Here is a 25,872-nt window from a genome sequence, read left to right on the forward strand (position 1 = left end):
CGTCAGGCGCTCCCGCACACCACGGTCCCAAGCTCCCGGTTCTGCATGTGCTCACGCGTTGGCTGCGCCGCCTCTCGGTCGGCAAGAAGCTCACGTTGATCTACCTGCTCGACCTGAGCGCGGTCATTTTCGTCTCGGGCATCCTGATCCACGAGAAATTCCTCTCGATCGATTTCACCCGCAAGGAGAGCGTAGGCAGCGTCTACAGCGCCGCGGTGCGCGACATGCTGCTGATCCCGTTCCTGCCGTCGCGCGACCCGCAGGCGGCGCCGCCGGCCGAAGCGCGGCAGCGGCTGGAATCCCTGCGGCTGCAGCACGACCCGGCCCTGCGGTCCGCCGAGGCCAGCGCCTCGTTCGTCCAGGCCTGGGACAAGGCCCAGCAGTTGCAGGCGAAGAACGCCGGTGCGCCGCCCCCGGCTTCGGAACTGCGCGACCTGGTGCGGGCCTCGCGCGAGCTGCTCACCACCGTCGGCAACCAGTCCAACCTGATCCTCGACCCCGACCTCGACAGCTACTACGCGATGTCGCTGGTCGTGCTGCGTTTCCCCGAACTGCTCGACGTGATGAACGACACGATGCGGGCGCTGGACGGGCCGGGCCTCGCGTCGCTGCAACGCGGCGAGCGGCGGGCCGAGCTGCTGATCCTCGCCGGCCGGATCGACGCGACCAGCCTCGGCATCCGATCGGACTACCTGCAGGCCTTCGCCGCGGGGTCCCCCGCGCTGCGTGCGGCCCTGGAGCCGGGGCAGGCCGGCGTTGGTGCCAGCCTGGGGCGCTTCCTGGCGATCGTGCAGCGCATGGCCGACGGTCCTTCGGCCGGCGACGTCGGCATGCTGCAGAAGGCCCATGCCGAAACGCTTGAGGAACTGGACGAGGCCTGGTCGCGCGCCGCCGCCGAGCTCGACCAGATGCTCGACGCGCGGGTCCAGGCGCTCTTCACCCGCATGTGGCTGCACCTGGGCACCGCGCTGCTGCTGCTGGCCTGCATCCTGACGCTGGTCTACGCCGTCGCGCAGCAGATCGCCCGGCCGCTGCGGCACTTGGCGCGGGTGGCCGACGACGTGCGCCGCACCGGCGACTACCGCCACCGCGCCGTCTGGAACAGCCGCGACGAGATCGGCCAGCTGGTCCAGGCCTTCAACGGCATGCTGGCCCAACTGGGCCGGGAGCGCGAGACGCAGCAGGAGCTGGCGCTGCGCGAACGGGCCGCCCACGCGCAACAGGAAATCGTCGAGGCGACGCCGATCGCGATGGTCGTCACCTCGGTGCCGCGGCACACGGTGCTGCACGCCAACACGCCGGCCGCGCAATGGCTCGGCGGCATGGTTGACGATCCGTGGGGCCGCAGCCTCGAACCGTCGGTGCGGGCACGGTTCTTCCAGCAACTGGCCGACCGCGGTGCGGTGGACGAGTTCGAGGTCTGCTGGCGCGGCGCGGACGAGGTGTCGTGGGCGCTGCTCTCGGCACGCCGGCTGCAGTTCCAGGGGCAGGACGCGGTGCTCACCTCGATCACCCCGATCAACATCCAGAAGCAGATGGAGCGCCGGCTGGAACTGTGGGCCAAGGTGTTCGAGGCATCGTCCGAGAGCATCGTCATCATGGACGAGCAACAGCGGGTGCTCAGCGTGAACAACGCGTTCTGCCGCAGCACGTCGTACGAGGCCTACGAGGTCATCGGACAGACCTTCTCCACCCTGCTGGAGGAGCCGCAGCAGGGCGCGCTGGCGCACCGCATGGCCGACACCCTGGCCGAGCGCGGGGCGTGGCAGGGCGAGGTGGCCTTCCGCCGCATGCGCAGCGAGAGCTACCCGGCGTGGCTGATCGTGTCGGCGGTGCGCGAGAACGCGCAGCTGGGCCCGATCTCGCACTACATCGGCATCTCGGTCGACATCACCGAGCGCAAGCGCACCGAGGCGCGGGTGCGCTTCCTGGCCGAGCACGACGTGCTGACCGAGCTGCCCAACCGGGCGCTCTGCCTGACCCGGCTGGCCGACGCGCTGGCCAGCGCCGAGGTGGCGGGCGAGCGGGTGGCGGTGCTGTTCATCGACCTCGACCGGTTCAAGCTGGTCAACGACACGCTCGGCCACCATGTGGGCGACGCGCTGCTGCGCTCGGTCGCGAGCCGCCTGGCCCAGGCAGTGCGGGGCGACGACACGGTGAGCCGGCTCGGCGGCGACGAATTCGTGGTGGTGCTGCGCAGCGTCGACACGGTGCAGGAAATCCGCGACATCGTCGAGCAGCGGCTGATCCCGCTGATCCGGGCGCCCCACGACGGCGACGGCAACGAGCTGCGGGTCTCCTGCAGCATCGGCATCGCGGTGTATCCCGAGGACGGCTCCAACCTCGACGAGTTGATGCGCCGGGCCGACGCTGCGATGTACGAGGCCAAGGCCGCCGGCCGCGACCAGGTGCGTTTCTTCTCGTCGGAGCTGGACCAGCTGGCCCGCGAGCGCCGCACCATCGAGCAGTACCTGCGGGTGGCGCTGGAGCACGACGAGCTCAGCCTGCACTACCAGCCGCGGGTCGATGCGATCACGCTGCAGGTGGTGGGCATGGAAGCGCTGATGCGCTGGCAGCACCCGGAGCTGGGCAGCGTGTCGCCCGCGGTCTTCATCCCGGTGGCCGAGGAGACCGGGCTGATCCGCCCCTTCGGCCTCTGGGCGCTGCAGAAGGCCTGCACCCAGTTGGAGAGCTGGGCTCGTTCGGGGCGGGAGCCGATCGCGCTGTCGGTCAACATCTCCACCGTGCAGCTGGGCGATCCGGACGTGCTCGAGTTCCTGCGCGACTTCTTCGCCCGCACCGGCATCGAGCCGCGGCTGCTGGAGCTGGAGATCACCGAAACGCAGCTGATGGAGAACGCCGATGCCTCCGGTGCGGCACTCTCGTCGCTGCGGGCGCTAGGCCTGCGCTTCTCGATCGACGACTTCGGCACCGGCTATTCCAGCCTGGCCTACCTGAAGCGGTTCCCGATCGACAAGCTGAAGATCGACAAGTCGTTCGTGCAGGACCTGCTGTCCGACACGACCGACCTGGCCATCGTGCGCGCCATCATCGCGCTGGGCCACAACCTGGGCCTGGGCGTGGTGGCCGAGGGCGTCGAGTCGGCCGCGGCCGCGCAGCGGCTCAAGGTGCTGGGCTGCGACGAGCTGCAGGGCTTCCACTTCGCCCGGCCGATGGCGGTGCCGCAGCTGGAGGAGTGGCTCAAGGCGCACTACGCCGCCCGCGACCTGATGGACGACGACCACGACATGCACTCGCTCCGCTAGCGCGGTTGTCGAGCCGCGACCGTCTGGCGACACGACGGTGCCGGCGGTGCCTCGCAGAAAGGCGCCGTGCGAGCTGTATGCCGCGGGGGCTATCGGTAATGCCCCTGTCGGTGCTTACCCTTCTTCGGGCCGTTTTCCCGTCTGGAGGGCACCTGCCCGGTGCCGAGCCGTGCGAAAGTGGGATTCATTTCCCATCCGGAGACACGATGATCCATCTCCCCACCATCCGCATCGACAGCCGTACTGCGCACGCCGCGGCGGCGACGCTGCTGCTGCTGATCGCGGCCACTGGCGCCAACGCACAGGGCGCGTCCGGCAACGACAGCCCACCGGCCGTGACCGCGCCCTCCGCACCCGGCCAGGGTGCCGCGTCCGCGGGCACCCAGCACGCCGGTGCCGGCCATGACGCCAGGCCGCGCAGGGCGGCTGCGCCCAGGCGCGAAGGCGACCTGGGCCGCGCGCCCTTCGGCACCGGCAGCCGTCGCCACGACGCGTCCGACGCCGGGGTCCCGTCCGCGAAGCCTAAAGGCGACCCGGGCGGCGCGGCCGGCACCCGCTGACGCACCGCAGGCCCCGTCCTACCTCCCTGGACGACATGGGCGGGCACGCCATCCGCAGGCGTGCTTTAAGTTGGGTGTCTTGGGCATGTCGCCCCCCACTCTTCTGGAGATACCCATGAAATTCCGCAACAAGATCGCCTGTGCTCTGGCAGTGGCCGCCTTCGGCGCCACCATTCCGTTGTCTTTCGCACAAGGTGCCGGCGGCGCCGGTGGTGCAGGGGGCGCGGGTGCCGGTGGTGCGGGCGGCTCGGGCAGCACCGGCAGCGCGACCGGTGCCGGCGCGATGAGCAGCCCGGCCACGCCCAGCACCGCCCCGGGCACCGCCACCACGCCGAGCGGCACCAATCCTGCCAATGCGACGAAGGGCACCACCCGCGCCGACAAGATGGCACCGGGCGGCATGTCGAACCAGGCACCGGTCGGCAGCAGCCGCACGACGCCGGGCAGCGCCGGTACCAGCGGCACCGGCTCGATGGGCGGCTCTGGCATGGGCACGACCGGCACGGGTACCGGTACCGGCACACGCTGATCGATCGGGCAGTCCACCTCGCAATGCTTACCGGCACTGCGGACCGGCCCCCAACGAAAAAATCCCGCTACCGAGAGGTAGCGGGATTTTTGATTTGGTGCCGGAGAGATGAATCGAACACCCGACCTTCTCATTACGAATGAGCTGCTCTACCGACTGAGCTACACCGGCTGAAGCCCGCGATTATAGCGTGCGGTGGTAGGAGGTGACGCGTTCGACCTCATTTTTCGATCCGAGCACCACCGCGACGCGCTGGTGCAACTTGGTCGGCTGGATGTCCAGGATGCGCTCGCGGCCGTCGGTGGCGGCGCCGCCCGCCTGCTCGACCAGCCACGACATCGGGTTGGCTTCGTACATCAGGCGCAGCTTGCCAGGCTTGTCGGGCTCGCGCTTGTCCCAGGGGTACATGAAGATGCCGCCGCGCGTCAGGATGCGGTGCACGTCGGAGACCATGCTGGCGATCCAGCGCATGTTGAAGTCCTTCTCGCGCGGGCCGTCCTGGCCTTGCAGGCACTCGTCGATGTAGCGCTTCACCGGCGCGTCCCAGTGCCGCATGTTGCTCATGTTGATCGCGAATTCCCTGGTGTCGGCGGGAATGCGCACGTCTTCCTGCGTCAGCACGAACGAGCCCTGCTCGCGGTCGAGCGTGAACATCGCGACGCCGTTGCCCACCGTCAGCACCAGCGTTGTCTGCGGGCCGTAGAGGCAGTAGCCGGCGGCGACCTGCTGGGTGCCGGGCTGCAGGAAGTCCGATTCCTGCACGCCGGGGTGCGCATCGGATTTCTTCAGCACGCTGAAGATGGTGCCGATGCTGACGTTCACGTCGATGTTGCTGGAGCCGTCGAGCGGGTCGAACAGCAGCAGGTACTCGCCCTGCGGGTAGCGGCTCGGGATCAGGTGGATGCTGTCCATCTCCTCGCTGGCCATCGCGGCCAGGTGGCCGCCCCATTCGTTGGCTTCGATCAGCACTTCGTTGCTGATGATGTCGAGCTTCTTCTGCACTTCGCCCTGCACGTTCTCGCTGCCGGCTGTGCCCAGCACGTCGCCGAGCGCGCCCTTGCTGACGGCTTGGCTGATGCCCTTGCAGGCGCGGGCCACCACCTCCAGCAGCAGGCGCAGTTGCGCGGGGATGTGGCCGTCGGTGCGTTGTTTCTCGACCAGGTAGCGGGTCAGGCTGATTTTCTGCGCCATGGGCGGTGTCCTTCTCTCGGAAAAATGGGGGGCGTGGTGCGGAGCGGGCAGGCTAGTCGGCCAGGGCCCGGTCGACGACCTCGCGGGTGTCCTTGCTGAGCGCGGGCAGGGCGGCCACGCGGGCGATCGCGTCGCGGGCCTGGTCGCGGTAGGCCGGGGCCAGCTTCTTCCAGCGGTCGAGCGCGCGGGCCAGGCGGGCGGCGACCTGCGGGTTGAGCGCGTCGAGCGTCTTCACCTGCTCCACCCAGAAGGCGTAGCCCGCGCCGTCGGCCCGGTGGAAGGCGCCGGGGTTGGCGCTGCAGAAGCTGAAGATCACGCTGCGGGCGCGGTTGGGGTTCTTCAGGCTGAAGTCCGGATGCGCCATCAGCTTCTGCACCGCGGGCAGCACGTCGCCGCCGCGGTCGGGCGCGCCGGCCTGCATCGAGAACCACTTGTCGAGTACCAGCGCTTCCTTCTTGAAGAGCGCGTGGAAGCGCTCGAGCGCCGGCTTGGCCAGCTCGCTGCCGCCCACCACCAGCGCCTGCAGGGCGTTGGCGCGGTCGGTCATGTTGTCGGCGTCCTTGAAGCGCTGGAAGGCGCGGCCGGGCCAGACGGTGTCGCCGGAGCTGCGGGCCGCCAGGCACAGGTGGGTGAGGGCCAGGCCGGCGAGCGCGCGGCGGCCGGACGACAGCGGATCGGGCGTGTAGGCGCCGTTGTCGTGGTGCTGCTCCCAGGCCCAGGCCCAGTCGGCCTGCAGCGCGGTGGCGATCTGCGCGCGCATCGCCTCGCGCACCGCGTGGATCCGCTGCGGATCGACGACGGCCAGCTGTTCCGCGATGTAGCCCTCGGACGGCAGCGTCAGCACCAGGTCCTTGAAGGCCGCGTCCAGCGTCGGATGGCGCAGGACGCCGCGCATCGCCTCCAGGTAGTCCGCATCGAGCAACTGGGCATCGAAAGTGCCTGCAGCCGGCGATTCGCTTCGGCTGTCCGCTATCAAATTAATAGCTCGGCGCAGCGACAGGCGCTGGCCGGCTTCCCACCGGTTGAACGGGTCGGCGTCGTGGGCCAGCAGGTTGAGCAGGTCCGCGTCGGTGTAGTCGATGTCCAGGATCACCGGCGCGGAGAAGCCGCGCAGCAGCGACGGCACCGGCGCCGCGTCCAGGCCGTCGAACACCAGGGTTTCCTGCGGCTCGGTCAGCACGAAGAGCGGTGCCGAGACCGGCGCGCCGCCGCCGACGGTGTAGCGCACCGGCAGCGCAGTGCCGTCCTGTGCCAGCAGGCCGAGGCGCACCGGGATGACCGAGGGTTGCTTGTCGGGCTGGCCCGGCGTGGCGGGGCAACTCTGCGACAGGGTGAGGGTGTAGCGGCGCGCGTCGGTGTCGTAGTGGCCTTCGGCCTTGACGCGCGGCGTGCCGGCCTGGCTGTACCAGCGCTTGAACCGGGGCAGCAGGCGCGCCAGGTCGGATTGCGGGTTCGCGTCGGCGATGGCCTGGGCGAAGTCGTCGCAGGTGACCGCCTGGCCGTCGTGGCGCTCGAAGTAGAGGGTGATGCCCTTCTCGAATGCCTTGCGGCCCAGCGTGTCGCCTTCGCTCGCGACCAGCGTCTGCATCATGCGGACGACTTCCGCGCCCTTCTCGTAGATGGTGACGGTGTAGAAGTTGCTGATCTCGATGTAGCTGTCGGGCCGCACCGGATGGGCCATCGGGCCGGCGTCTTCGGGGAACTGGGCGGTGCGCAGGACGCGCACGTCCTCGATCCGCTTGACCGCGCGGGCAGACGGGTCGGCGCACAGGTCCATGCTGAACTCCTGGTCGCGGAAGACGGTCAGGCCTTCCTTCAGGCTCAGCTGGAACCAGTCGCGGCAGGTGACCCGGTCGCCCGACCAGTTGTGGAAGTACTCGTGGCCGATGACCGATTCCACGCCCGAGAAGTCGGCGTCGGTGGCGGTCGCCTGGCTGGCCAGCACGTACTTGGTGTTGAAGATGTTGAGGCCCTTGTTCTCCATCGCGCCCATGTTGAAGTCGCTGGTCGCGACGATCATGAAGCGGTCGAGGTCCAGCGGCAGGCCGAAGCGCGCCTCGTCCCAGGCGATCGAGGCGATCAGCGAGTTCATCGCATGCTCGGTCTTGTCGAGGTCGCCGCTGCGCACGAAGATCTGCAGCAGGTGCTCCTTGCCGTTGCGTGCGCGGATCTTCTGCTCGCGGGCCACCAGCTTGCCGGCCACCAGGGCGAACAGGTAGGCGGGTTTCTTGAAGGGATCGACCCACCGGGCGAAATGGCGGCCGTCGGGCAGCTCGCCTTCCTCCATCAGGTTGCCGTTGGAGAGCAGCACTGGGTACTGGGCCTTGTCGGCGCGCAGGGTGACGGTGTAGCTGGCCATCACGTCGGGACGGTCCAGGAAGTAGGTGATGCGCCGGAAGCCCTCGGCCTCGCACTGGCTGAAGAAGGTGTCTTCGCTCACGAAGATGCCCATCAGCTTGGTGTTCTTGGCGGGACAGCAGGTGTTGAAGATCTCCAGCTCGAACGGGTCGTCGCCGGCCGGCAGGTTCTCCAGCACCAGGGTGTCGCCGTCCATGCGGAACGAGGTGCCCTGGCCGTTGACCAGCACCCGCGCCAGGTTGAGCTCTTCGCCGTCAAGGCGCAATGCCTGCGGCACCACGTCGGGGTTGCGGCGCACCCGCATCTTGTTGAGCACCCGGGTCTTCGCAGGGTCGAGGTCGAAGCAGAGATCGACCGTGTCGATCCAGAACGCCGGGGCGGTGTAGTCGGCGCGGTGGATCGCGGTGGACTGGCCTTCACGCATCATGGGAGCTTCTCCGGAAAATTGGGCCGATGTGGCGAAACAAAAGTGGGTGGGACGGCCCGCGTGGCAAGCCGCCCGGGCTCACACGCCCTGCTTCAGCGAAGCCTCGATGAACACGTCCAGGTCGCCGTCGAGCACCTTCTGCGTGGCCGAGACCTCGACGTTGGTACGCAGGTCCTTGATGCGGCTGTTGTCCAGCACGTAGCTGCGGATCTGGTGGCCCCAGCCGACGTCGGTCTTGGTGTCTTCCAGCTTCTGCTGCTCTTCCTGGCGCTTGCGCATCTCGAAGTCGTAGAGCCGCGAGCGCAGGCGCTGCCACGCCACGTCGCGGTTGCTGTGCTGGCTGCGGCCGTCCTGGCACTGCACCACGATCCCGGTCGGGATGTGCGTCAGCCGCACCGCCGAATCGGTCTTGTTGATGTGCTGGCCGCCGGCGCCCGATGCGCGGAAGGTGTCGGTGCGCACGTCCGACGGGTTGATGTCGATCTGGATCGAATCGTCGATCTCCGGATAGACGAACACCGAGGCGAACGAGGTGTGCCGGCCGCCCGACGAATCGAACGGGCTCTTGCGCACCAGCCGGTGCACGCCGGTCTCGGTGCGCAGCAGGCCGAAGGCGTACTCGCCCTCGAGCTTGATCGTGGCGCTCTTGATGCCGGCGGTGTCGCCCGCCGTCTCGTCCTCGACCGTGGCCTTGAAGCCCTTGCGCTCGGCGTACTTCAGGTACTGGCGCAGCAGCATGCTGGCCCAGTCGCAGGCCTCGGTGCCGCCGGCGCCGGCCTGGATGTCCAGGAAAGCGTTGAGCGGATCGGCCTCGTTGCGGAACATGCGGCGGAATTCGAGCTGCTCGACGTCGGCGGCGAGCAGGGCCACGTCGGCCTCAATCGAGGCCAGGCCGTCGAAGTCGCCTTCTTCCTTCGACATCTCGAAGAGTTCGGCGTTGTCCGACAGCTCACGGGTGAGCTTCTCGAGCATCACCACGACGCCGTCGAGCGCCTTCTTCTCCTTGCCCAGCTCCTGGGCGCGCTTGGGGTCGTTCCAGACCGTCGGGTCTTCGAGCGATGCGTCTACCGTGCGCAGGCGTTCTTTTTTAGCATCGAAGTCAAAGATACCCCCGTAACTCGGCAGTCCTGGCGCTCAGGTCGGAGATCTGGTTGCCGATGAGGTTGATGCGTTCTGCGTCCATGGGGAATCCTGTGCGTGTCGGGGTGAGGAGGGCGTTGCGCCCCCGGAACCCACGATTTTCTCATGTTCGGGTGCCGCCAGAGTGACAGTCGCCTGCCGAAAGCCCGCACAAGTTTTAGGATCGCGCCATGTCCTCCCTGTCTTCTTCGTGGCACGGCGCGATCGACGTGCTGTCCGCCCACCTGGTCGTGCCCGTGCTGGCAGCCCTGCACCTGGGTGCCGCCGCCGGCGATCCGCGCGAGATCGCCGAGGCGCTGCTGATCGCCGCGCTGCAGCTGGTGCTGATCGCCGGCGTGATGTGCCCGCTCGAATCTTGGCGGCCGGCCGAGCACTGGCCCGACCGGCGGCTGACCACCGTCGACCGCCACTACACGCTGTTGATGCTGCTCGGTTTGTTCCCGCTCTTCAGCTTCCTGGTGCTGATGCCCTTCTCCCACCTGCTGGGCGGCGGGCCGGCCGCCGCCGAGGCGTCGGGCCTGCGGCGCTGGCTGCCCTGGTTTGAGTCCCACCCGGTGGCGGCCTTCGCCGTCTACTACCTGGTCTACGACTGCGTGTACTACTGGATGCACCGCGCGCAGCATGCGATCCCGTGGTGGTGGGCGCTGCACAGCATGCACCACAGCCAGCGCCAGATGAGCTGCTGGTCGAACGACCGCGGCAGCTACCTCGACGGCGTGCTGCAGTCCTTCATCCTGGCCGGCGTGGGCCTGGCGATGGGCGTCGACCCGTCGGAGTTCGCGCTGCTGGTGCTGCTGAGCGAACTGGTGCAGAACTTCTCGCATGCCAACGTGGCGCTCGGCTTCGGCCGGGTGGGCGAGCGGCTGCTGGTGGCGCCCTCCTTCCACCGGCTGCACCACATGCTGCGCGACCCCGACCGGCCGACGCTGCACAACTGCAACTTCGGCCAGGTGTTCCCGTTCTGGGACCGGCTCTTCGGCACCGCCCTCTACGGCGAGCCGCTGCGGCCTACCGGCGTGAGCGACCCGGTCGTCGATGCCGACAACGACCGCGGCCTGGTCGCCCAGCAGTGGCACACCCTGCGCCGCTTCTGGGCCGCGTTCCGCCGGCGCGACGGCTGGCGGCCGGGCGACGTGTCCTTCGGCGGTCCGGGCTATGCGCCGGTGCGGGATGCGACGCAGGCGCCGCCTGTCTCCGGCGACTCGCGTGCCGGGCCGCCATCCTCAGCTGAAAGTAAAAAAGGGCGCTAGCCCGCGTACTGAGCCGACCACCAGCTATACATTCGATAGCAGGCCGTTCGACCTGAGGCGAATTGCGCTCACGCCGCCTCGACCCGCGGCGCCACTTTCGGCAGCCACACGCTGAAGGTCGATCCGGCGCCCAGGGTGCTCGACACGCCGATGGTGCCGCCGTGCGCTTCCACGATCTGGCGGGTGATGTAGAGGCCCAGGCCCAGGCCGGCGCTGGTGCCGCGGTCGCCGACGCGTTCGAACTGGTTGAAGATGCGCTGCTGGTCTTCCTGGGCGATGCCGCGGCCGTGATCGCGCACGTCGATGCGCACGCCGCCGTTCCATTCGGCGACCAGCAGCTCGACCGGCTGGCCGGGCCCGTAGCGCATCGCGTTGGTCAGCAGGTTGGTCAGGACCTGTTCGATGCGGAATTCGTCCAGTTCGGTCTCGAGCGTCGGGGGCGACTGCAGGCCCATGGCGCATTCGGCAGCGGCGGCCTGGTGGGTGAAGCTCTCGACCAGGCGGGCGACCAGCTCGGCGATGTCGAAGCGCTTGGGCAGGATCGACAGGGTGCCGCGCTGCAGCCGGGTGACGTCGAGCATGTCGTCGATCAGGCGGATCATGGCCTTGATGTGGCGCTCGTCGCGCTCGACCATGGTGCGCAGCTGGTCGGGTGCGAAGGCGTCGAGCTTGCCGCGGGCCAGGTGCATCTTGCGCACCTGCGCCTCCAGGAACAGCGTGTTGAGCGGGGTGCGCATCTCGTGCGAGACCATCGACATGAAGTCGTCCCGCACCCGCACCGCGCGCTGCAGCTCGCCCTGCGTGGCCTGCAGGTCGGCCAGCAGCAGCTCCTGCTGGCGGCGGGACTGCTCCAGCGCCTCCAGCTGCAGCCGCAGCGCCTGGCGCTGGCGGTACAGGTCGACGAAGACGGCGACCTTGGTGCGCACCGCATGCGGGTCGAGCGGCTTGTGCAGGAAATCGACCGCGCCGCTCTCGTACCCCTGGAACGCGTAGTTCATCTCGTGCCCGGCGGCGCTGACGAAGACGATCGGGATGTGCCGGGTGCGTTCGGTGCCGCGCATCAGCTCGGCCAGCTCGAAGCCGTTCATGCCGGGCATCTGCACGTCGAGGATGGCCAGGGCGTATTCGTGGCGCAGCAACTGGGCCAGCGCCTCGTCGGCCGAGCGGGCCTGGTGGACGATGCGGTCGTCCTGGCGGATCAGGGCCTCCAGGGCGAGCAGGTTCTCCGGCAGGTCGTCGACGATGAGGACTTTCGCCTCGGGGGTGGCTTTCAGCATGATGAGGTCCTGTCGAGCTCGACGAGCAGTTGGCGCAGGGCGCGCAGGGGCAGCACCCGGTCGGGGCGTCGGAGCGCGATGGCGGCTTCGGGCATGGTGTCGATGCGGGCCTCGGCCGGGTCCTGCACCGCGGTGAAGCCGCCGCGGGCGGCCACCGCGGCCAGGCCGGCGGCGCCGTCGGCGCTGGCGCCGGTCAGCAGCATCGCGGCCAGACGGCGGCCGTAGGCATGGGCGGCGGACTCCAGCAGCACGTCGATCGACGGCCGCGAGAAGTGCACCGGCCCGTCGCAGCTCAGGGAAAAGCTCTGGTCGGGCTCCACCTGCAGGTGGTAGGAGGGCGGGGCGAAGTACAGGGTGCCGGGCTGGATCGGCTCGCCCGAGCGGGCCTCGCGCACCTGCAGCGCCAGCCGCTGCGAGAAGACGTCGGCCAGGCGGCTGTGCCGGTCTTCCGGCAGGTGCAGCACGGCCACCAGCGGCAGCCGGAACTGCGGCGGCAGTCCGGAGAAGAGCTGCAGCAGCGCATCGACGCCGCCGGCCGATGCGCCGATGGCGACGGCCGCGGTGCCGCTCGGCACCGGGCGCTGGAAGAGGGAGGGCGCATCGCCCGCAGCGGTCGACATCAGCGCTTGCGGTAGATGCGCTCGTGGCGCGCCACCGGCTCGAAGCCTTCGGCATGGGCCGAGAAATCGAGCGTTTCCTTGCTGCCCAGCCCGAGGAAGCCGCGGCGGCAGAGCGATTCGCGGAACAGACCCAGCGCCCGGTCCTGCAGCTTCTTGTTGAAGTAGATCAGCACGTTGCGGCAGGAGATCAGGTGCGTCTCGGCGAAGACGCTGTCGGTGGCCAGGCTGTGGTCGGCGAAGGTGATGTGCTCGCGCAGCGACTTGTCGAACAGCACGCCGTCGTAGGCCGCGGTGTAGTAGTCCGACAGCGTCGCGCTGCCGCCCGCCTCGCGGTAGCTGGTGGCGTAGCCGGCGATGTGCTCGCGGGCGAAGATGCCGCGCTGGGCCTTCTCCAGCGAGCGGGGGTTGATGTCGGTCGCATACAGGATGCTGCGCTCCAGCAGGCCTTCTTCGCGCAGCAGGATCGCGAGCGAGTACACCTCTTCCCCGGTGCTGCAGCCGGCCACCCACACCTTGATCGACGGGTAGGTGCGCAGGACCGGCACCACGTGCTGGCGCAGCGCCAGAAAGTAGGGCGGGTCGCGGAACATGTCGCTGACCGGAATGGTGAGGATCTGCAGCAGCCGGCCGAACACGTCGGGGTGGTGCAGCAGCTTTTCCTGCAGGCCGCTGACGGTGGCGCAATCGAACTGCGGCAGCGCGTGCAGCACCCGCCGGCGCAGCGAGGCGACCGAGTAGTCGCGGAAGTCGTAGCTGTACTGCTGGTAGATCGCCTCGACCAGCAGGCGCAGCTCGATCTCCAGCGTATCGACGGGAGGGACGGGCTGCACCATCAGCCGACCGTGCGCTCCATCTTGGGCATCCAGACGCGCAGCAGCGAGAACAGGCGGTCCAGGTCGATCGGCTTGGCCAGGTAGTCGTTGGCGCCGGCCTTCAGGCACTGCTCCTGGTCGTCCTTCATCGCCTTGGCGGTGACGGCGATGATCGGCAGCTTCTGCCAGGCGGGGTTCTGGCGGATCTGGCGGGTGGCCTCCAGGCCGTCCATCTCCGGCATCATCACGTCCATCAGCACCAGGTCGATGTCGGGCACCGCGCCGAGCCGCTCCAGCGCCTCGCGGCCGTTGCGGCCGATCTCGACGAAGGCGCCCTTGTGCTCCAGCGCGCTGGTCAGGGCGAAGATGTTGCGCACGTCGTCGTCCACCAGCAGGATCTTGCGGCCCTCGAACAGCTTGTCGCGGCTGCGCGCGGTGCGCAGCATGGTCTGGCGCTCGGTGGAGAGCTCGGCCTCGACCTTGTGCAGGAAGAGGGTGACCTCGTCGAGCAGCCGCTCGGGCGAGCGGGCGCCCTTGATGATGATCGAGTGCGAGTAGCGCAGCAGGTCGGCCTCTTCCTCGCGGGTCAGGTTGCGGCCGGTGTAGACGATCACCGGCGGGAACGAGCAGATCTCCTCGCCCGACATGCGCTTCAACAGCTCGTTGCCGCTCATGTCGGGCAGCTTCAGGTCGATGATCATGCAGTCGTAGACGTTGGCGCGCAGCAGGCCTAGGGCCTCCTCGCCGAACTCGACCGCGGTGATCTCGACGTCGTCGTCGCCGATCAGGTGCACGATGCTCTCGCGCTGGCGGGCGTCGTCCTCCACCACCAGCACCCGCTTGACCTTCTGGGTCAGCTTGTCCTCGAGCTTCTGGAAGATGCCCTTGAGTTGTTCGCGGGTCGTGGGCTTGGTGGCGTAGCCGATCGCGCCCATGTGCATGGCCGATTCGCTGCGGTCCTCGGCCGAGATCACGTGCACGGGGATGTGGCGCGTCTGCGGGCTTTCCTTCAGGCGCTGCAGCAGGGTGATGCCGGGGCGGTCGGGCAGGCCCATGTCGAGCAGGATCGCGTCGGGCACGTGCTTCTGCGCCAGCAGGAAGCCGTCCTCCGCCCCGTGGGCGACCAGGCAGCGGTACTGCAGCTCGTGGGCCAGGTCGTAGAGGATGTGGGCGAACTTCGGCTCGTCCTCCACCACCAGTACCCAGCGCTGGCCGGGCGCGCTCTGCTCGCGGTCGTCGGCGAAGGTGGGCGCGGGCACCGGCGCGCGCGGCGCGGCCTGGGGCGGCACCGGGGCCGGCGGCGTGTACGGGGCGGGCGACGGCGCGGGCGCCGCAGGGCCGGGCAGGGCGCGCGTGTACGGCGGCTGCGCCGGCGACGGGGCCTGCGGCAGCGCCGCCTGCCGCTGCTCGTAGCTGCGCGGCAGCACCAGCAGGAAGGTGCTGCCCTGGCCCGGCGTGCTCTCCACCGTCAGCGTGCCGCCCAGCAGCTGGGCAAGGTCGCGCGAGATGGTCAGGCCCAGGCCGGTGCCGCCGTAGCGGCGGCTGGTGGTGCCGTCGGCCTGGCGGAAGGCCTCGAAGATTGCCTCTTGTTGCTCCGGCGCGATGCCGATGCCCGAATCCTTGACGCCGAACAACACATGCCCATCGGCGCCGCTGCCGATGGTCAGGACGACGCTGCCGGCGTCGGTGAACTTGACCGCGTTGGAGAGCAGGTTCTTCAGCACCTGCTCGATCCGCTGCCGGTCGGTGAAGATCGAGGCGGGCGCTCCCGGCGAGATCTCGACCCGGAAATCGAGCTTTTTCTCCTTGGCGAGCGGCTCGAAGGTGACCCGCAGCGCGTCGGCCAGGCGCTGCATGCCGACTTCCTGCGGCCGCATGTCGAGCTTGCCGGCCTCGACCTTCGAGATGTCGAGGATGTCGTTGATCAGGTTCAGCAGGTCGTTGCCGGCTCCGTAGATCGAATCGGCGAACTTCACCTGCTCGGTGCTCAGGTTGCCGTTGGGGTTGTCGGCCAGGAGCTTCGCCAGGATCAGCGAGCTGTTGAGCGGCGTGCGCAGCTCGTGCGACATGTTCGCCAAAAACTCCGACTTGTAGCGGCTCGCGCGCTGCAATTCGTCTGCCCGCTGCTCCAGCTGGTCGTGCGCGGTGTTGAGGGCGACGTTGCGCTGGTCGAGCATCACCGCCTGCGAGGCCAGGCGCTCGTTGGTCTGCTGCAGTTCTTCCTTCTGCACCTCCAGGCTGGCCTGCGATTCCTTCAGCACCCGCGACTGTTCCTCGAGTTCCTCGTTGGCGATGCGCAGTTCTTCCTGCTGCACCTGCAGCTCCTCGTTGAGCTGCTGCGTCTCGGCCAGCATGTCCTGCAGCCGCTGGCGGAAGCGGGCGGCCTCCACCGAGCTGCCGATGTTGTTGGCAACCAGCGCCAGGAATTCCGCATCGCGCGCGTCGAGCGGCCGCAGGAAGCCCAGCTCGATCACGCCGTTGACGTCGCCGTCGTTGTCGATCGGCAGCACCGCACCGCTGCGCGGCAGGCCCTCGCCCAGGCCCGAGCTGACCCGGATGTAGCCGGCCGGCACTTCGTCGAGCCGGATCAGCCGTTTTTCGTGGGCGGCCTGGCCGACCAGGGTTTCCGCGCCCTGCAGCGCATGGTGCTCTTCCTGCAGCGCGCGGCTGAAGCCGTAGCTGGCGACCCGCTTCAGGCCTTCGGTGTTGTCGCGCACGTAGACGGCGCCGACCGTCGCGCCCAGGTAGCGGGCCATGAACTCCAGCACGCTGCGGCCGAGCACCGGCAGCGCCTGCTGGCCGATCATCGTGTCGGCGAGCTGGCTCTGGCCCTCGCGCAGCCAGGCCTGGCGCTGCAGCTTCTCGGCGTATTCAGCCTGCTGGCCCAGCACCCGGTCGTAGATGGACGACACCCGCTTCAGCTCGCGCCGGCCGAAGTAGGCCAGGCTGCCGCCGAAGACCGCGCTGAACAGCAGGTACAGCACCACCACCAGGACGGTGGTGTTGTGCGCCGTCTCGTTGCGCGTCACCCGCAGGCGCTCCTCCTGGTTGGTGAATTCGGCGAACTCGCGGCGCACCTCGTCGGTCAGGCGCTTGCCGCGGCCGGTGCCGATGATCTCGCGGTCGACGGTGCCGTTGGCACGGCGGGCGGCGATCACCTCCTGCGAATACTTCAGCCACTCGCCCTGCAGCGCTTCGATCCGGTTGAGCCGGGTCACCTGCGCGCCGTTGTCCGACACCAGCGCACGCAGGTTGGCCAGGCCCACTGCGATGCGCGGCTTGGCCAGCTCGTACGGGTCGAGGAACTGCGGGTTGCCGGAGATCACGAAGCCGCGCATGCCGGTCTCCATGTCGGCACTCAAAGCCGAGAGTTCGTAGCCCTGGCTGATGACCTGGTCGGTGTGCTCCACCCAGCGGATGGTGGAGAGCAGGTAGAAGATCAATCCGACGAAGATCGCGGCGCCGGCCAGGCCCAGCAGCAGCGGCAGCACCACGGTGCGCGACAGGATCTTGCGGAACGTCTCGGGATGGATCGTGGACTGACTGTTCATGGTCGGGTCGTGTTCGCGGCGACAGGGCCGTGAAGGGGCAATAAAGATCGGGGTAGAAGCGGGCGCGCTGAGTGTGCCCGACAAAGGACCCTCCGCACGTAGGGAAACGGCGGATTCTGACGTGCCGGGGCCTTCCTAGAGCCCGGGGGGCGGCGGCACGGGCAGCGCCGTCGTCGGTGGAGCCAGCGGCCGGTGGCGACCGGCCGCGCGCAGTCAGCGCAGGAAATCCTCGATCAGCGCCGCGACCCGCTCCGGCTGGTCGTGGTGCAGCATGTGGCCGGCGTCCGCCACCTGCACGCTGCGGCAGTCGGGCACGCTCCGCAGCCGGGCGTGGTACTCGGGCAGGGTGTAGCGGCCCTGCCACCAGCGCTCCATCGCGTTGTCGGCGGCTTCCACCGACAGCACCGGCGCGGCGATCCGCGCGTAGTGGGCCAGCGCCTCTTCCACCCGGTAGAGCTGCGGATTGACGATCTTGTGGGCCGCGTCGCCCAGGATGCGCCAGCCCTCACCACCGTCGGGCGTGGCGACCGGCTGCGCCCAGTGCTGCGCCAGCCAGGCCGCCTTGTCGGCGTCCAGGCGCGGGTTGGTCTTCATCAGCCGGCGGGCCACGCCGTCGGCGCTTTCGTAGGTCTTGAGCGCCAGCTCCCCGCGCCCGAGGGCCTTGATCTCGTCGATCCAGCGGGCGTGGCGCTCGGGCGCCGCGTCGGGCTGGGTGGCGGGCATGCCGAAGCCCTCCAGGTTCACCAGCCGGCGCACCCTGGCGGGCCGCACCCCGGCGTAGAGCATGGCGACGTTGCCGCCCATGCTGTGGGCGACGAGGTCGACCGGCCCGTCCGCCGACCAGTGGTCGATCAGCATGTCGAGGTCGGCCAGGTAGTCTGCGAACCAGTAGCTGTCGGTGGGCGGGCTCTCGGTGCGGCCGAAACCGCGCCAGTCGGGCGCCAGCACCTGGCGGTCGTGGGCCAGCGCGTCCACCACGAACTGCCAGGACGCGCCCACGTCCATCCAGCCGTGCAGCATCACCAGCGGCGGCCGGCCCGGCTGCGGCGTGCCCCAGGTGTGCACGTGGTAGCGCAGGTGGCGGATCGGGACGAAGGTGCTGTGGTGCGGGCGGCGGGGCTGGTACATGCGGCGGATCATAGGAAGGGCGGGGCGCCGGACCGGTCCTGTGCAGGACAGCAACAGGCTCGTGCCGGGTGGTTTGCTATTAAAAGCATAGCTACTTGTCGGCGCGGAACGCCGGCTGCGGCCATTATTTGTTTGAAATCGCGATGGGCGGAGTCCGCTCCTGCCGGCCCGCGCCCGCCGCCTGCAGCCGCCGGCCGAAGCTGGTGTAATGACCGCCGATCCAACCTTTCCATCCCCCCTTTATGTCCATGCAAACCCTCCGGCTCGGCCGCAGCGATCTCCATGTCACCCCCATCTGCCTGGGCACCATGACCTTCGGCGAGCAGGTCGCCGAAGCGGACGCGCATGCCATCCTCGACCGCGCGCTGGAGCGCGGCGTCAACTTCATCGACACGGCCGAGATGTACGCGGTGCCGGCCCGCGAAGAGACCTACGGCGCCACCGAGAGAATCATCGGCAACTGGTTCGCCCGCGATCCCGGCCTGCGCCGGAAGGTGGTGCTCGCGACCAAGGTGGCCGGCCCCTCGCGCGGCATGCCGTGGGTGCGGGAGGGCAAGGGCATGACGGCCGCGGACATCGCCGCATCGTGCGACGCCAGCCTGCGCCGGCTGCAGACCGACACTATCGACCTCTACCAGATCCACTGGCCCGAGCGCCACGTGCCGGCTTTCGGCAACGTGTACTACGACCCGGCCAAGGAAACCTCGGCCACCCCGATCCACGAGCAGCTGGAGGCGCTGGGCAAGCTGGTGCAGGCCGGCAAGGTGCGCGCCATCGGCCTGTCGAACGAGTCGCCCTACGGCGTGCACGAGTTCGTGCGCCTGGCCGAGCAGCACGGCCTGCCGCGCGTCGCCACGGTGCAGAACCCGTATTGCCTGGTCAACCGCACGGTCGAGAACGGCCTGGACGAGACGATGCACCGGCTGGAGGTGTCGCTGCTGGCCTATTCGCCGGTCGCCTTCGGCCTCTTGACCGGCAAGTACGACAAGAGCGGCATCGGCGGCCCCGACGCACCGAAGGAAGGGCGCCTGGCGAAGTTCGAATCGATGAAGAAGCAGCGCTGGGGCCGCCCCGAGGCGCTGGACGCCGCCCGCCGCTACAACGACCTGGCCCGCCGCCACGGCCTGACGCCGACCCGCATGGCGCTGGCCTTCTGCTACACCAAGTGGCAGGTCGCCAGCACCATCATCGGCGTGACCACGCTGGCGCAGCTGGACGAGGACCTCGACGCCTGGGGCACGACGCTGTCGGCCGAGGTGCTGGCCGAGATCGACGCGATCCGGTGGCAGTTCCGCGATCCGGCGCTGTAGCCGGGCAACCCCCCCAAAGGGCTTCGCATTTCGTGTCTTCGCATCCCCCCCCTAGCCGGGGGCGATGCCGGGGGCCTGGCGAAGCCGGCTCGGCTGCATCCCAGAGCCCGGCCGATGTGCGGGTGCGTGGGTCGAGGGCGCCTTTCCTTACTGCCGGCTTCGGCTGGCTTCAATGACCATGGCCAAGAAAGAGCATGTTTCCGAGACGCCGGCGACGCAGATGCTGCGGACGCGCGGCGTGGCGTTCACCGAGCATCCCTACGAGTACCTGGAGCACGGCGGGGCGCAGCACAGCGCGGCGGTGCTGGGCTTCGATCCGTTCACCGTGGTGAAGACGCTGGTGATGCAGGACCAGGACGCCAAGCCCCTGCTGGTACTGATGCACGGCAACCGCAAGGTGTCGACCAAGAACCTGGCGCGCCAGATCGGCGCCAAGTCGGTCGAGCCGTGCAAGCCCGAGGTGGCCAACCGGCACAGCGGGTACCTGGTCGGCGGCACCTCGCCCTTCGGCACCCGGCGGGCGATGCCGGTCTACATCGAGGAGACCATCCTGGCGCTGCCGCGGATCTGCATCAACGGCGGGCGGCGCGGCTACCTGGTGGGGATCGATCCGCAGGTCTGCGTGGACCTGCTGGCGGCCCGGGCGGTGCAGTGCGCGCTGGCAGAATAGCCGCCGCGCCGATCCACCATCCATCGCACCCGGCCCCGCCGCCACGCCGCGCAGGCCGGGGCCAGAGAGACAGACTGCCGTGATGACGAATTCCTACCTTCCCGCCCTGGCCGCGTTCGCGGCGTACTGCATCGGTTCGCTGTCGTTCGCGGTCATCGTCAGCCGTGCGATGGGGCTGGACGACCCGCGCAGCTACGGCAGCGGCAACCCGGGCGCCACCAACGTGCTGCGCTCGGGCAGCAAGAAGGCAGCGATCGCCACGCTGCTGCTGGATGCCGCCAAGGGCTGGGTGCCGGTGCTGCTGGTGCGGCTCTACGGCGGGGAATGGGGCCTGGGCACCGGCACCGTGGCCCTGGTGGCGCTGGCCGCGTTCCTGGGCCACCTGTACCCGGTGTTCTTCCGCTTCCAGGGCGGCAAGGGCGTGGCGACGGCGCTGGGCGTGCTGTACGGCATCGACCCCTGGCTGGGCCTGGCGGTGTCGGCCACCTGGCTGGTGATCGCCTTCTTCTTTCGCTATTCGTCGCTGGCCTCGCTGGTGGCCGCGGCCTTCGCGGTCTTCTACTACCGCTTCGGCAACGGCATCGCCTGGACCGCCGACCCCTGGATCGCCTCGGCCATCGCGGCCATGGCCGCCCTGCTGGCCTGGCGCCACCGCGAGAACGTCCGCCGGCTGGTCGCCGGCACCGAATCCCGCCTGGGCTCGAAGGCAAAGCCGAAAGCATGACGCCGCGCCGCTGCGCGTCCGCCCGAAACGGCCCCGGCTTTTTCTACCGGGGGCGGGCTAAGCCGCCGACTGCTGTTCTGTCCACGACGCGATCTGCCGGCTGGCCTGCACGCCCACCTGCAGCACCAGCCGGTGGTCGAGCGGCGGCACCTGGTCGTGCGACAGGGCGGAGCGGATCCGCGGCGCGCCCGAGGCCAGCCGGTGCAGGCGCGGCCTGCGCAGCGGCTGCTTCTGCGCGTCGAGCATGATCGCGACGATCGGCTTGTTGGCGACCGGGCTGCGGCGCACCACCACCGCGGTCTCGCCGCTGGTCAGGTCGACGAAGGTGCCGGGCGGGCAGAGGCCCACCGCGCGCACCAGGGCATAGCCCACTTCGTCGCGATAGCTGTCGCGGCCGTTCAGGATGGCGCGTACCGAATCGAGCGCGCTGCGGCCGGTCCGCGAACTGCGCGGGCTGATCATGGCGGCGTAGCGGTCGATGGTGTGCAACACATGGGCCAACCGCGCGGCCGGGGCCATGTCGGTCAGCGTGGCGCGGGCGTTGTCCGCGCCGTGGTGGGTGCGCACCACCTCCAGCCACACCGGGTTCTCCACGCCCAGGCGGGTGAGCATCGCCTCGCCGTCGGTCGCGTGGTGGCGGATCACCTGGCGCTGCTGGGCGCTGGGGCGCTCCTTCTGCGAGGCCAGGCGGTTCTGCACATCGGTCATCGCCACGTTCATCGTCATCGCGGCCTGGACCAGGGTGTCGCGCTCGGCCCGCGGCAGCGCCAGTTCGTCGGCGACGATGTGGCAGAGCGCGGCGCAGACCAGCGCATGCGACGCGCTGTAGCCGACCGACGAGGTCGAGGCCAGCTGGAACAGCAGGTACAGCGCCGTGTCCACGTCCTGCAGCACCAGCGCCTGCATCCAGCGGTCGTACTGCAGCACCTTCTGCGGGAAATCCTGCACGTTCTGCGGCCGCGTGAGGATGATCGACAGGCCCGACTCCAGGTCCGACCACAGGCTCAGCAGGTCTTCCGATCCGTGCTCGGTGGCGGCAGGCAGGGACGTGGGATGGGGCATGGTCGGCAGGAAACGGAAGCGGGGGACGGAAGGCGTGGGCGGAAAACGGCGGCGAGCGTGCGGCGGGCAGTGCAGGCCGCCGGGCTCGCCGTGGTCAGTCGCGGAAGTTGTTGAAGCTGATCGGGATGTCGACCACGTCCTTCTTCAGCAGGGCCATCGCGGCCTGCAGGTCGTCGCGCTTGGCGCCGGTGACGCGCACCGCATCGCCCTGGATCGCGGCCTGCACCTTCATCTTGCTGTCCTTGATGGTGCGCTGGATCTTCTTGGCCAACTCGGCCTCGATCCCGTTGCGCACCTTGATCACCTGCTTGACCTTGTCGCCGCCGATCTTCTCGACCTTGCCGATGTCGAGGAAACGCACGTCGACGTTGCGCTTGGTGAGCTTGTTGCGCAGGATGTCCTCGACCTGGGTGAGCTGGAATTCGGCATCGCCGAACATCGTGATTTCCTTGTCCTTCAGCTCGATCGCGGCCGAGGTGCCCTTGAAATCGAAGCGGGTGACGATTTCCTTGGTGGTGTTGTCGACCGCGTTGCGGACCTCCGGCAGATCGGCTTCGCAGACGGTATCGAAAGAAGGCATGTCAGAACTCCAGGCGTGTACGGAAAGGAACAGCGCGCCATGTTATGCCAAAGCCCGGTCCCTCCCGCGTCGGAAAACACGCTGTCGCCACCGCCGGTCAGTAGCGTTTGTCGAGCACCATCTGGTCGTTGGTGCGGGTCATCTGGAAGCGGTTGAGGTAGCTGTTGCCCAGCAGAACGAAAGGCATCGGCTGCGGGGTGACGAAGGCCTCGACGTCGTAGATTTCCACATCGCCCACCCGCACCTGCGCCAGCCGGGTGCGCCAGCCCTGCACGGTGCCGTTGGCGGTGCGCATCTGCACCGGCTCGCCGTCCTTGAAGCGCAGGCCGATGCGCTCGGCCTCTTCCTGCGACAGGCCGATGCCGCTGGCGCCGGTGTCCACCATGAACTGGGTCACCTGGCCGTTGATGCTGCCCTGCGGCATGAAGTGGCCGCGGCTGTCGCTCGTCATCACGATCCGGCGGCCGCCGCCCGCGGGCGTCGCGGCGCCCACCAGGGCCGGCGTGCCGCCCAGCACCAGCGTGGCCCGGGCGCCGCCCACCTCCACCACCGCGTCGTTCTTGGTCACCGACACCAGCCGCACGCCGCGGGCCGATTCGCCGGGGGCCAGGGCGCGGGTTTCGCCGTCGACCACCAGCAGCGCCTTGGCGCCCAGCACGCCGGCCAGCGCCACCGCGGGCGCGGCCTGCGCCGCCGGGCCGGCAACGCACAGGGCCGCTGCCAGCAGCGCGCCGTGCAGCAGGCGGCGCAGGCGGTGGGCGGCGGTGCCGTGCGGTGCGAGAGGCATGGGGAAGACCCGGAGTGAGAAAATGCCGCGGATGTTAGTCGAGAACAACGTCGCACTGCGGCCCTACAACACCTTCGGCATCGTCGCCCGCGCCCACCGCCTGGTGCGGATCTCGGGAGAGGACGACGTCCGCGCCCTGCTGGCCGACCCGGACCTGGCCGCCGCCCCCAAGTTCGTCCTGGGAGGCGGCAGCAACATCGTGCTGACCGGCGACGTGCGGCCGCTGGTGCTGAAGGTGGAGGTGCGGGGCCGCCGGGTGGTCGAGGCGGCCGAGCGGCACTGGGTGGTCGAGGCCGGTGCCGGCGAAGGCTGGCACGACATCGTCGCCTGGACCCTGTCGCAGGGCATCCCCGGCCTGGAAAACCTGGCGCTGATCCCCGGCACCGTGGGCGCGTCGCCGGTGCAGAACATCGGCGCCTACGGGGTCGAGCTGCAGGACCGCTTCCATTCGCTGGATGCGATCGACCTGCAGACCGGCCGCCTGTTCACCCTGTACGCAGGGCAGTGCGGCTTCGGCTACCGCGATTCGATCTTCAAGCACGCCGCCGCCGGCCCGCACGACCTGGGCCTGGCCGGCCGGGCGCTGATCCTGCGGGTGCGCTTCCTGCTGCCGCGCCCATGGAAGCCCGAGCTGGGCTACCTGGAGTTGGAGCGCCGCCGCGCCGAGGCCGGCGTGGACGACCCGACGTCGCAGCAGATCTTCGACTGGATCTGCGAGATCCGCCGCGCCAAGCTGCCCGACCCGAAGGTGGTCGGCAACGCCGGCAGCTTCTTCAAGAACCCCACCGTCTCCCCCGACCAGTGCGCCGACATCATCGCCCGCGAGCCGAAGATCGTGCACTACCCGATGCCCGACGGCTCCATCAAGCTGGCCGCCGGCTGGCTGATCGACGCCTGCGGCTGGAAGGGCAAGTCGGTCGGCCACGCCGCGGTGTACGAGAAGCAGGCGCTGGTGCTGGTCAACCCGGGGGTGGCCGACCCGGCGACCTGTGCGACCGGTGGGGAGGTGATGACGCTGGCTAAGGCGATCCAGACCAGCGTGTACGAGCGCTTCGGGATTCTGCTGGAGCCGGAGCCTGTGGTGGTGTGAGCGGCGAACCGGCGGGGTGCCGGCCTGCGGAACTCCGGAGGGCGTCGTCGGAAAAGCTGAACGGCCACCGCGAGGTGGCCGTTCAGGTGAAGCGTCGAAAAAGGGTTTGCTCTCTATTTAATAGCTACAGGCCGACGTCCGGTGCCGGCCCGGGCTACTTTTCTCCCAAAAGTCCCTGGGCGCGAAGCCTCAGTCTTTTTGGGTCTTCTCGTCCGTCAACTGGGGCAGCGCCGTGCCACCGCCCACCGTCAGAAGCCCGGCCTTGGTATAGATCGCCAGCTTGTCCCGCGTATCCACGATGTCCAGATTGCGCATCGTCAGCTGGCCGATGCGGTCGGCCGGCGAGAACGGAGCGTCTTCCACCTTTTCCATCGAAAGCCGCTCGGGCTTGTAGGTCAGGTTGGACGAGACGGTGTTCAGGATCGAATAGTCGTTGCCGCGGCGCAGTTCGACCGTCACCTCGCCGGTCACAGCGCGGGCCACCCAGCGCTGGGCGGTTTCGCGCAGCATGATCGCCTGGGGGTCGAACCAGCGGCCCTGGTAGAGCAGGCGGCCGAGCTTTCGGCCGTTCTCGCGGTACTGCTCGATCGTGTCTTCGTTGTGGATGCCGGTGACCAGCCGCTCGTAGGCGATGAACAGCAGCGCCAGGCCGGGGGCCTCGTAGATGCCGCGGCTCTTGGCCTCGATGATGCGGTTCTCGATCTGGTCGCTCATGCCCAGGCCGTGGCGGCCGCCGATGCGGTTGGCCTCCAGGATCAGCTCGACCAGGTCGGTGTATTCCTTGCCGTTCAGGGCGACGGGGCGGCCTTCCTCGAAGCGAACCGTTACTTCTTCGCGCCTGACCTCGACTTCGTCCTTCCAGAAGGCCACGCCCATGATCGGGTTGACGATCTTCATGCCGGTGGAGAGGTGCTCCAGGTCCTTGGCCTCGTGCGTCGCGCCCAGCATGTTGCTGTCGGTGCTGTAGGCCTTCTCGGCGCTCATCTTGTAGCCGAAGCCGGCCTTGGTCATGAACGCCGACATCTCGGCCCGGCCGCCCAGCTCGTCGATGAAGGTCTGGTCGAGCCAGGGCTTGTAGATCTTGAGCGCCGGGTTGGTCAGCAGGCCGTAGCGGTAGAAGCGCTCGATGTCGTTGCCCTTGAAGGTGCTGCCGTCGCCCCAGATGTGGACGTCGTCCTCCTTCATGGCGGCCACCAGCATGGTGCCGGTCACCGCGCGGCCCAGCGGCGTGGTGTTGAAGTAGGTCACGCCGGCGGTCGAGATGTGGAAGGCGCCGGCCTGCAGGGCGGCAATGCCCTCGGTCGCGAGCTGCTGGCGGCAGTCGATCAGGCGGGCCAGTTCCGCGCCGTACTCCATCGCCTTGCGCGGGATCTCGTCGTAGTCGGGCTCGTCGGGCTGGCCCAGGTTGGCGGTGTAGGCATAGGGCAGGGCGCCCTTGTTCTTCATCCAGTGCAGCGCGGCGCTGGTGTCGAGGCCGCCCGAGAAGGCGATGCCGACCTTCTGGCCGGCGGGAACGTGTTGGAGGATGGTGGACATGGGG

At 69.0% G+C, this 25,872-nt stretch carries 20 protein-coding genes and 1 tRNA gene; 8 read left to right on the forward strand and 13 right to left on the reverse strand.

The annotated features are described in order from the left end of the window. The first annotated feature begins 47 nt into the window (after positions 1 to 47). The 3 genes from ASE76_RS16865 (at position 48) to ASE76_RS16875 (ending at position 4,355) form a co-directional block, all read left to right on the forward strand. Positions 48 to 3,266 carry an EAL domain-containing protein gene (locus ASE76_RS16865; protein WP_236698507.1) on the forward strand — a complete coding sequence of 1,073 codons (3,219 nt, stop codon included), beginning with the start codon at positions 48 to 50 and terminating at the stop codon, positions 3,264 to 3,266. 206 nt (positions 3,267 to 3,472) lie between these two features. After that, on the forward strand, positions 3,473 to 3,826 hold the full coding sequence (locus ASE76_RS16870) for a hypothetical protein (protein WP_055842176.1): 354 nt from the start codon (positions 3,473 to 3,475) through the stop codon (positions 3,824 to 3,826). A 115-nt stretch (positions 3,827 to 3,941) separates the two neighbouring features. After that, positions 3,942 to 4,355 (forward strand): hypothetical protein, encoded by a 414-nt coding sequence (locus tag ASE76_RS16875; protein ID WP_055842179.1) that lies wholly within the window; start codon positions 3,942 to 3,944, stop codon positions 4,353 to 4,355. 95 nt (positions 4,356 to 4,450) lie between these two features. Here ASE76_RS16875 and ASE76_RS16880 read toward each other — a convergent pair. The 4 genes from ASE76_RS16880 to prfB form a co-directional block, all read right to left on the reverse strand. After that, positions 4,451 to 4,526: transfer RNA gene (locus tag ASE76_RS16880), tRNA-Thr, on the reverse strand. Positions 4,527 to 4,538: 12 nt separating this feature from the next. Beyond that, positions 4,539 to 5,546 (reverse strand): class 1 fructose-bisphosphatase, encoded by a 1,008-nt coding sequence (locus tag ASE76_RS16885; protein WP_055842181.1) that lies wholly within the window; start codon positions 5,544 to 5,546, stop codon positions 4,539 to 4,541. 52 nt (positions 5,547 to 5,598) lie between these two features. Next, positions 5,599 to 8,328: an aminopeptidase N gene (gene pepN, locus ASE76_RS16890; protein WP_055842418.1), complete on the reverse strand. Its 2,730-nt coding sequence runs from the start codon at positions 8,326 to 8,328 to the stop codon at positions 5,599 to 5,601. 81 nt (positions 8,329 to 8,409) lie between these two features. Continuing rightward, positions 8,410 to 9,514, reverse strand: a protein-coding gene (prfB, locus tag ASE76_RS16895) for a peptide chain release factor 2 (RefSeq protein WP_156362841.1) whose coding sequence is annotated in 2 segments (ribosomal slippage) — positions 8,410 to 9,432 and positions 9,434 to 9,514 — 1,104 coding nt in all. Because the reading frame shifts where the segments join, the coding sequence is not laid out codon by codon here. A gap of 127 nt (positions 9,515 to 9,641) precedes the next feature. Between prfB and ASE76_RS16900 the strand changes: the two genes are divergently transcribed. Beyond that, positions 9,642 to 10,721, forward strand: coding sequence for a sterol desaturase family protein (locus tag ASE76_RS16900; protein ID WP_055842184.1), 1,080 nt, complete (start codon positions 9,642 to 9,644; stop codon positions 10,719 to 10,721). A 68-nt stretch (positions 10,722 to 10,789) separates the two neighbouring features. Here ASE76_RS16900 and ASE76_RS16905 read toward each other — a convergent pair whose 3' ends face one another. The 5 genes from ASE76_RS16905 to ASE76_RS16925 all read right to left on the reverse strand — a co-directional run bounded on the left by ASE76_RS16905 (position 10,790) and on the right by ASE76_RS16925 (position 18,109). After that, positions 10,790 to 11,998: a hybrid sensor histidine kinase/response regulator gene (locus ASE76_RS16905; protein ID WP_201781879.1), complete on the reverse strand. Its 1,209-nt coding sequence runs from the start codon at positions 11,996 to 11,998 to the stop codon at positions 10,790 to 10,792. Continuing rightward, on the reverse strand, positions 11,992 to 12,618 hold the full coding sequence (locus tag ASE76_RS16910) for a chemotaxis protein CheB (protein WP_082448680.1): 627 nt from the start codon (positions 12,616 to 12,618) through the stop codon (positions 11,992 to 11,994). Before ASE76_RS16910 ends, ASE76_RS16905 begins: the two co-directional genes overlap by 7 nt. Next, positions 12,618 to 13,451 (reverse strand): protein-glutamate O-methyltransferase CheR, encoded by an 834-nt coding sequence (locus tag ASE76_RS16915; RefSeq protein WP_055842187.1) that lies wholly within the window; start codon positions 13,449 to 13,451, stop codon positions 12,618 to 12,620. The genes ASE76_RS16910 and ASE76_RS16915 overlap by 1 nt, the downstream gene beginning before the upstream one ends. After that, a complete protein-coding gene (locus ASE76_RS16920) occupies positions 13,451 to 16,981 on the reverse strand; it encodes a response regulator (RefSeq protein ID WP_055842191.1) in 3,531 nt (1,176 codons plus the stop codon). The genes ASE76_RS16915 and ASE76_RS16920 overlap by 1 nt, the downstream gene beginning before the upstream one ends. 213 nt (positions 16,982 to 17,194) lie before the next feature. Next, positions 17,195 to 18,109 (reverse strand): alpha/beta fold hydrolase, encoded by a 915-nt coding sequence (locus ASE76_RS16925; protein ID WP_055842432.1) that lies wholly within the window; start codon positions 18,107 to 18,109, stop codon positions 17,195 to 17,197. Between the two features lie 248 nt (positions 18,110 to 18,357). Here ASE76_RS16925 and ASE76_RS16930 point away from each other — a divergent pair, with 248 nt between their 5' ends. From ASE76_RS16930 to plsY, 3 genes are all read left to right on the forward strand, one after another. Then, complete coding sequence (locus ASE76_RS16930) at positions 18,358 to 19,419, forward strand: aldo/keto reductase (RefSeq protein ID WP_055842435.1); 1,062 nt, start codon at positions 18,358 to 18,360, stop codon at positions 19,417 to 19,419. A gap of 178 nt (positions 19,420 to 19,597) precedes the next feature. Continuing rightward, on the forward strand, positions 19,598 to 20,089 hold the full coding sequence (locus ASE76_RS16935) for an aminoacyl-tRNA deacylase (RefSeq protein ID WP_055842437.1): 492 nt from the start codon (positions 19,598 to 19,600) through the stop codon (positions 20,087 to 20,089). An 82-nt stretch (positions 20,090 to 20,171) separates the two neighbouring features. After that, positions 20,172 to 20,813: a glycerol-3-phosphate 1-O-acyltransferase PlsY gene (gene plsY / locus ASE76_RS16940; RefSeq protein WP_055842193.1), complete on the forward strand. Its 642-nt coding sequence runs from the start codon at positions 20,172 to 20,174 to the stop codon at positions 20,811 to 20,813. A 57-nt stretch (positions 20,814 to 20,870) separates the two neighbouring features. On the opposite strand, the gene ASE76_RS16945 is transcribed toward plsY, so the two are convergent. From ASE76_RS16945 to ASE76_RS16955, 3 genes are all read right to left on the reverse strand, one after another. Then, complete coding sequence (locus ASE76_RS16945; protein WP_055842197.1) at positions 20,871 to 21,875, reverse strand: HD-GYP domain-containing protein; 1,005 nt, start codon at positions 21,873 to 21,875, stop codon at positions 20,871 to 20,873. A 94-nt stretch (positions 21,876 to 21,969) separates the two neighbouring features. Then, positions 21,970 to 22,455 (reverse strand): YajQ family cyclic di-GMP-binding protein, encoded by a 486-nt coding sequence (locus ASE76_RS16950; RefSeq protein WP_055842201.1) that lies wholly within the window; start codon positions 22,453 to 22,455, stop codon positions 21,970 to 21,972. A gap of 97 nt (positions 22,456 to 22,552) precedes the next feature. Continuing rightward, on the reverse strand, positions 22,553 to 23,242 hold the full coding sequence (locus ASE76_RS16955) for a TIGR02281 family clan AA aspartic protease (RefSeq protein WP_055842204.1): 690 nt from the start codon (positions 23,240 to 23,242) through the stop codon (positions 22,553 to 22,555). A gap of 31 nt (positions 23,243 to 23,273) precedes the next feature. On the opposite strand from ASE76_RS16955, the gene murB reads away from it, so the two are divergent. Then, on the forward strand, positions 23,274 to 24,332 hold the full coding sequence (gene murB / locus ASE76_RS16960; protein ID WP_055842207.1) for a UDP-N-acetylmuramate dehydrogenase: 1,059 nt from the start codon (positions 23,274 to 23,276) through the stop codon (positions 24,330 to 24,332). A 189-nt stretch (positions 24,333 to 24,521) separates the two neighbouring features. Here the strand turns inward: murB and argG are convergent, their stop codons facing one another. Further along, positions 24,522 to 25,868: an argininosuccinate synthase gene (gene argG, locus ASE76_RS16965; RefSeq protein ID WP_055842209.1), complete on the reverse strand. Its 1,347-nt coding sequence runs from the start codon at positions 25,866 to 25,868 to the stop codon at positions 24,522 to 24,524. Between the last annotated feature and the right edge of the window lie 4 nt (positions 25,869 to 25,872).

The organism is Xylophilus sp. Leaf220 (genome assembly GCF_001421705.1).
Classification (GTDB): domain Bacteria; phylum Pseudomonadota; class Gammaproteobacteria; order Burkholderiales; family Burkholderiaceae_C; genus Xylophilus.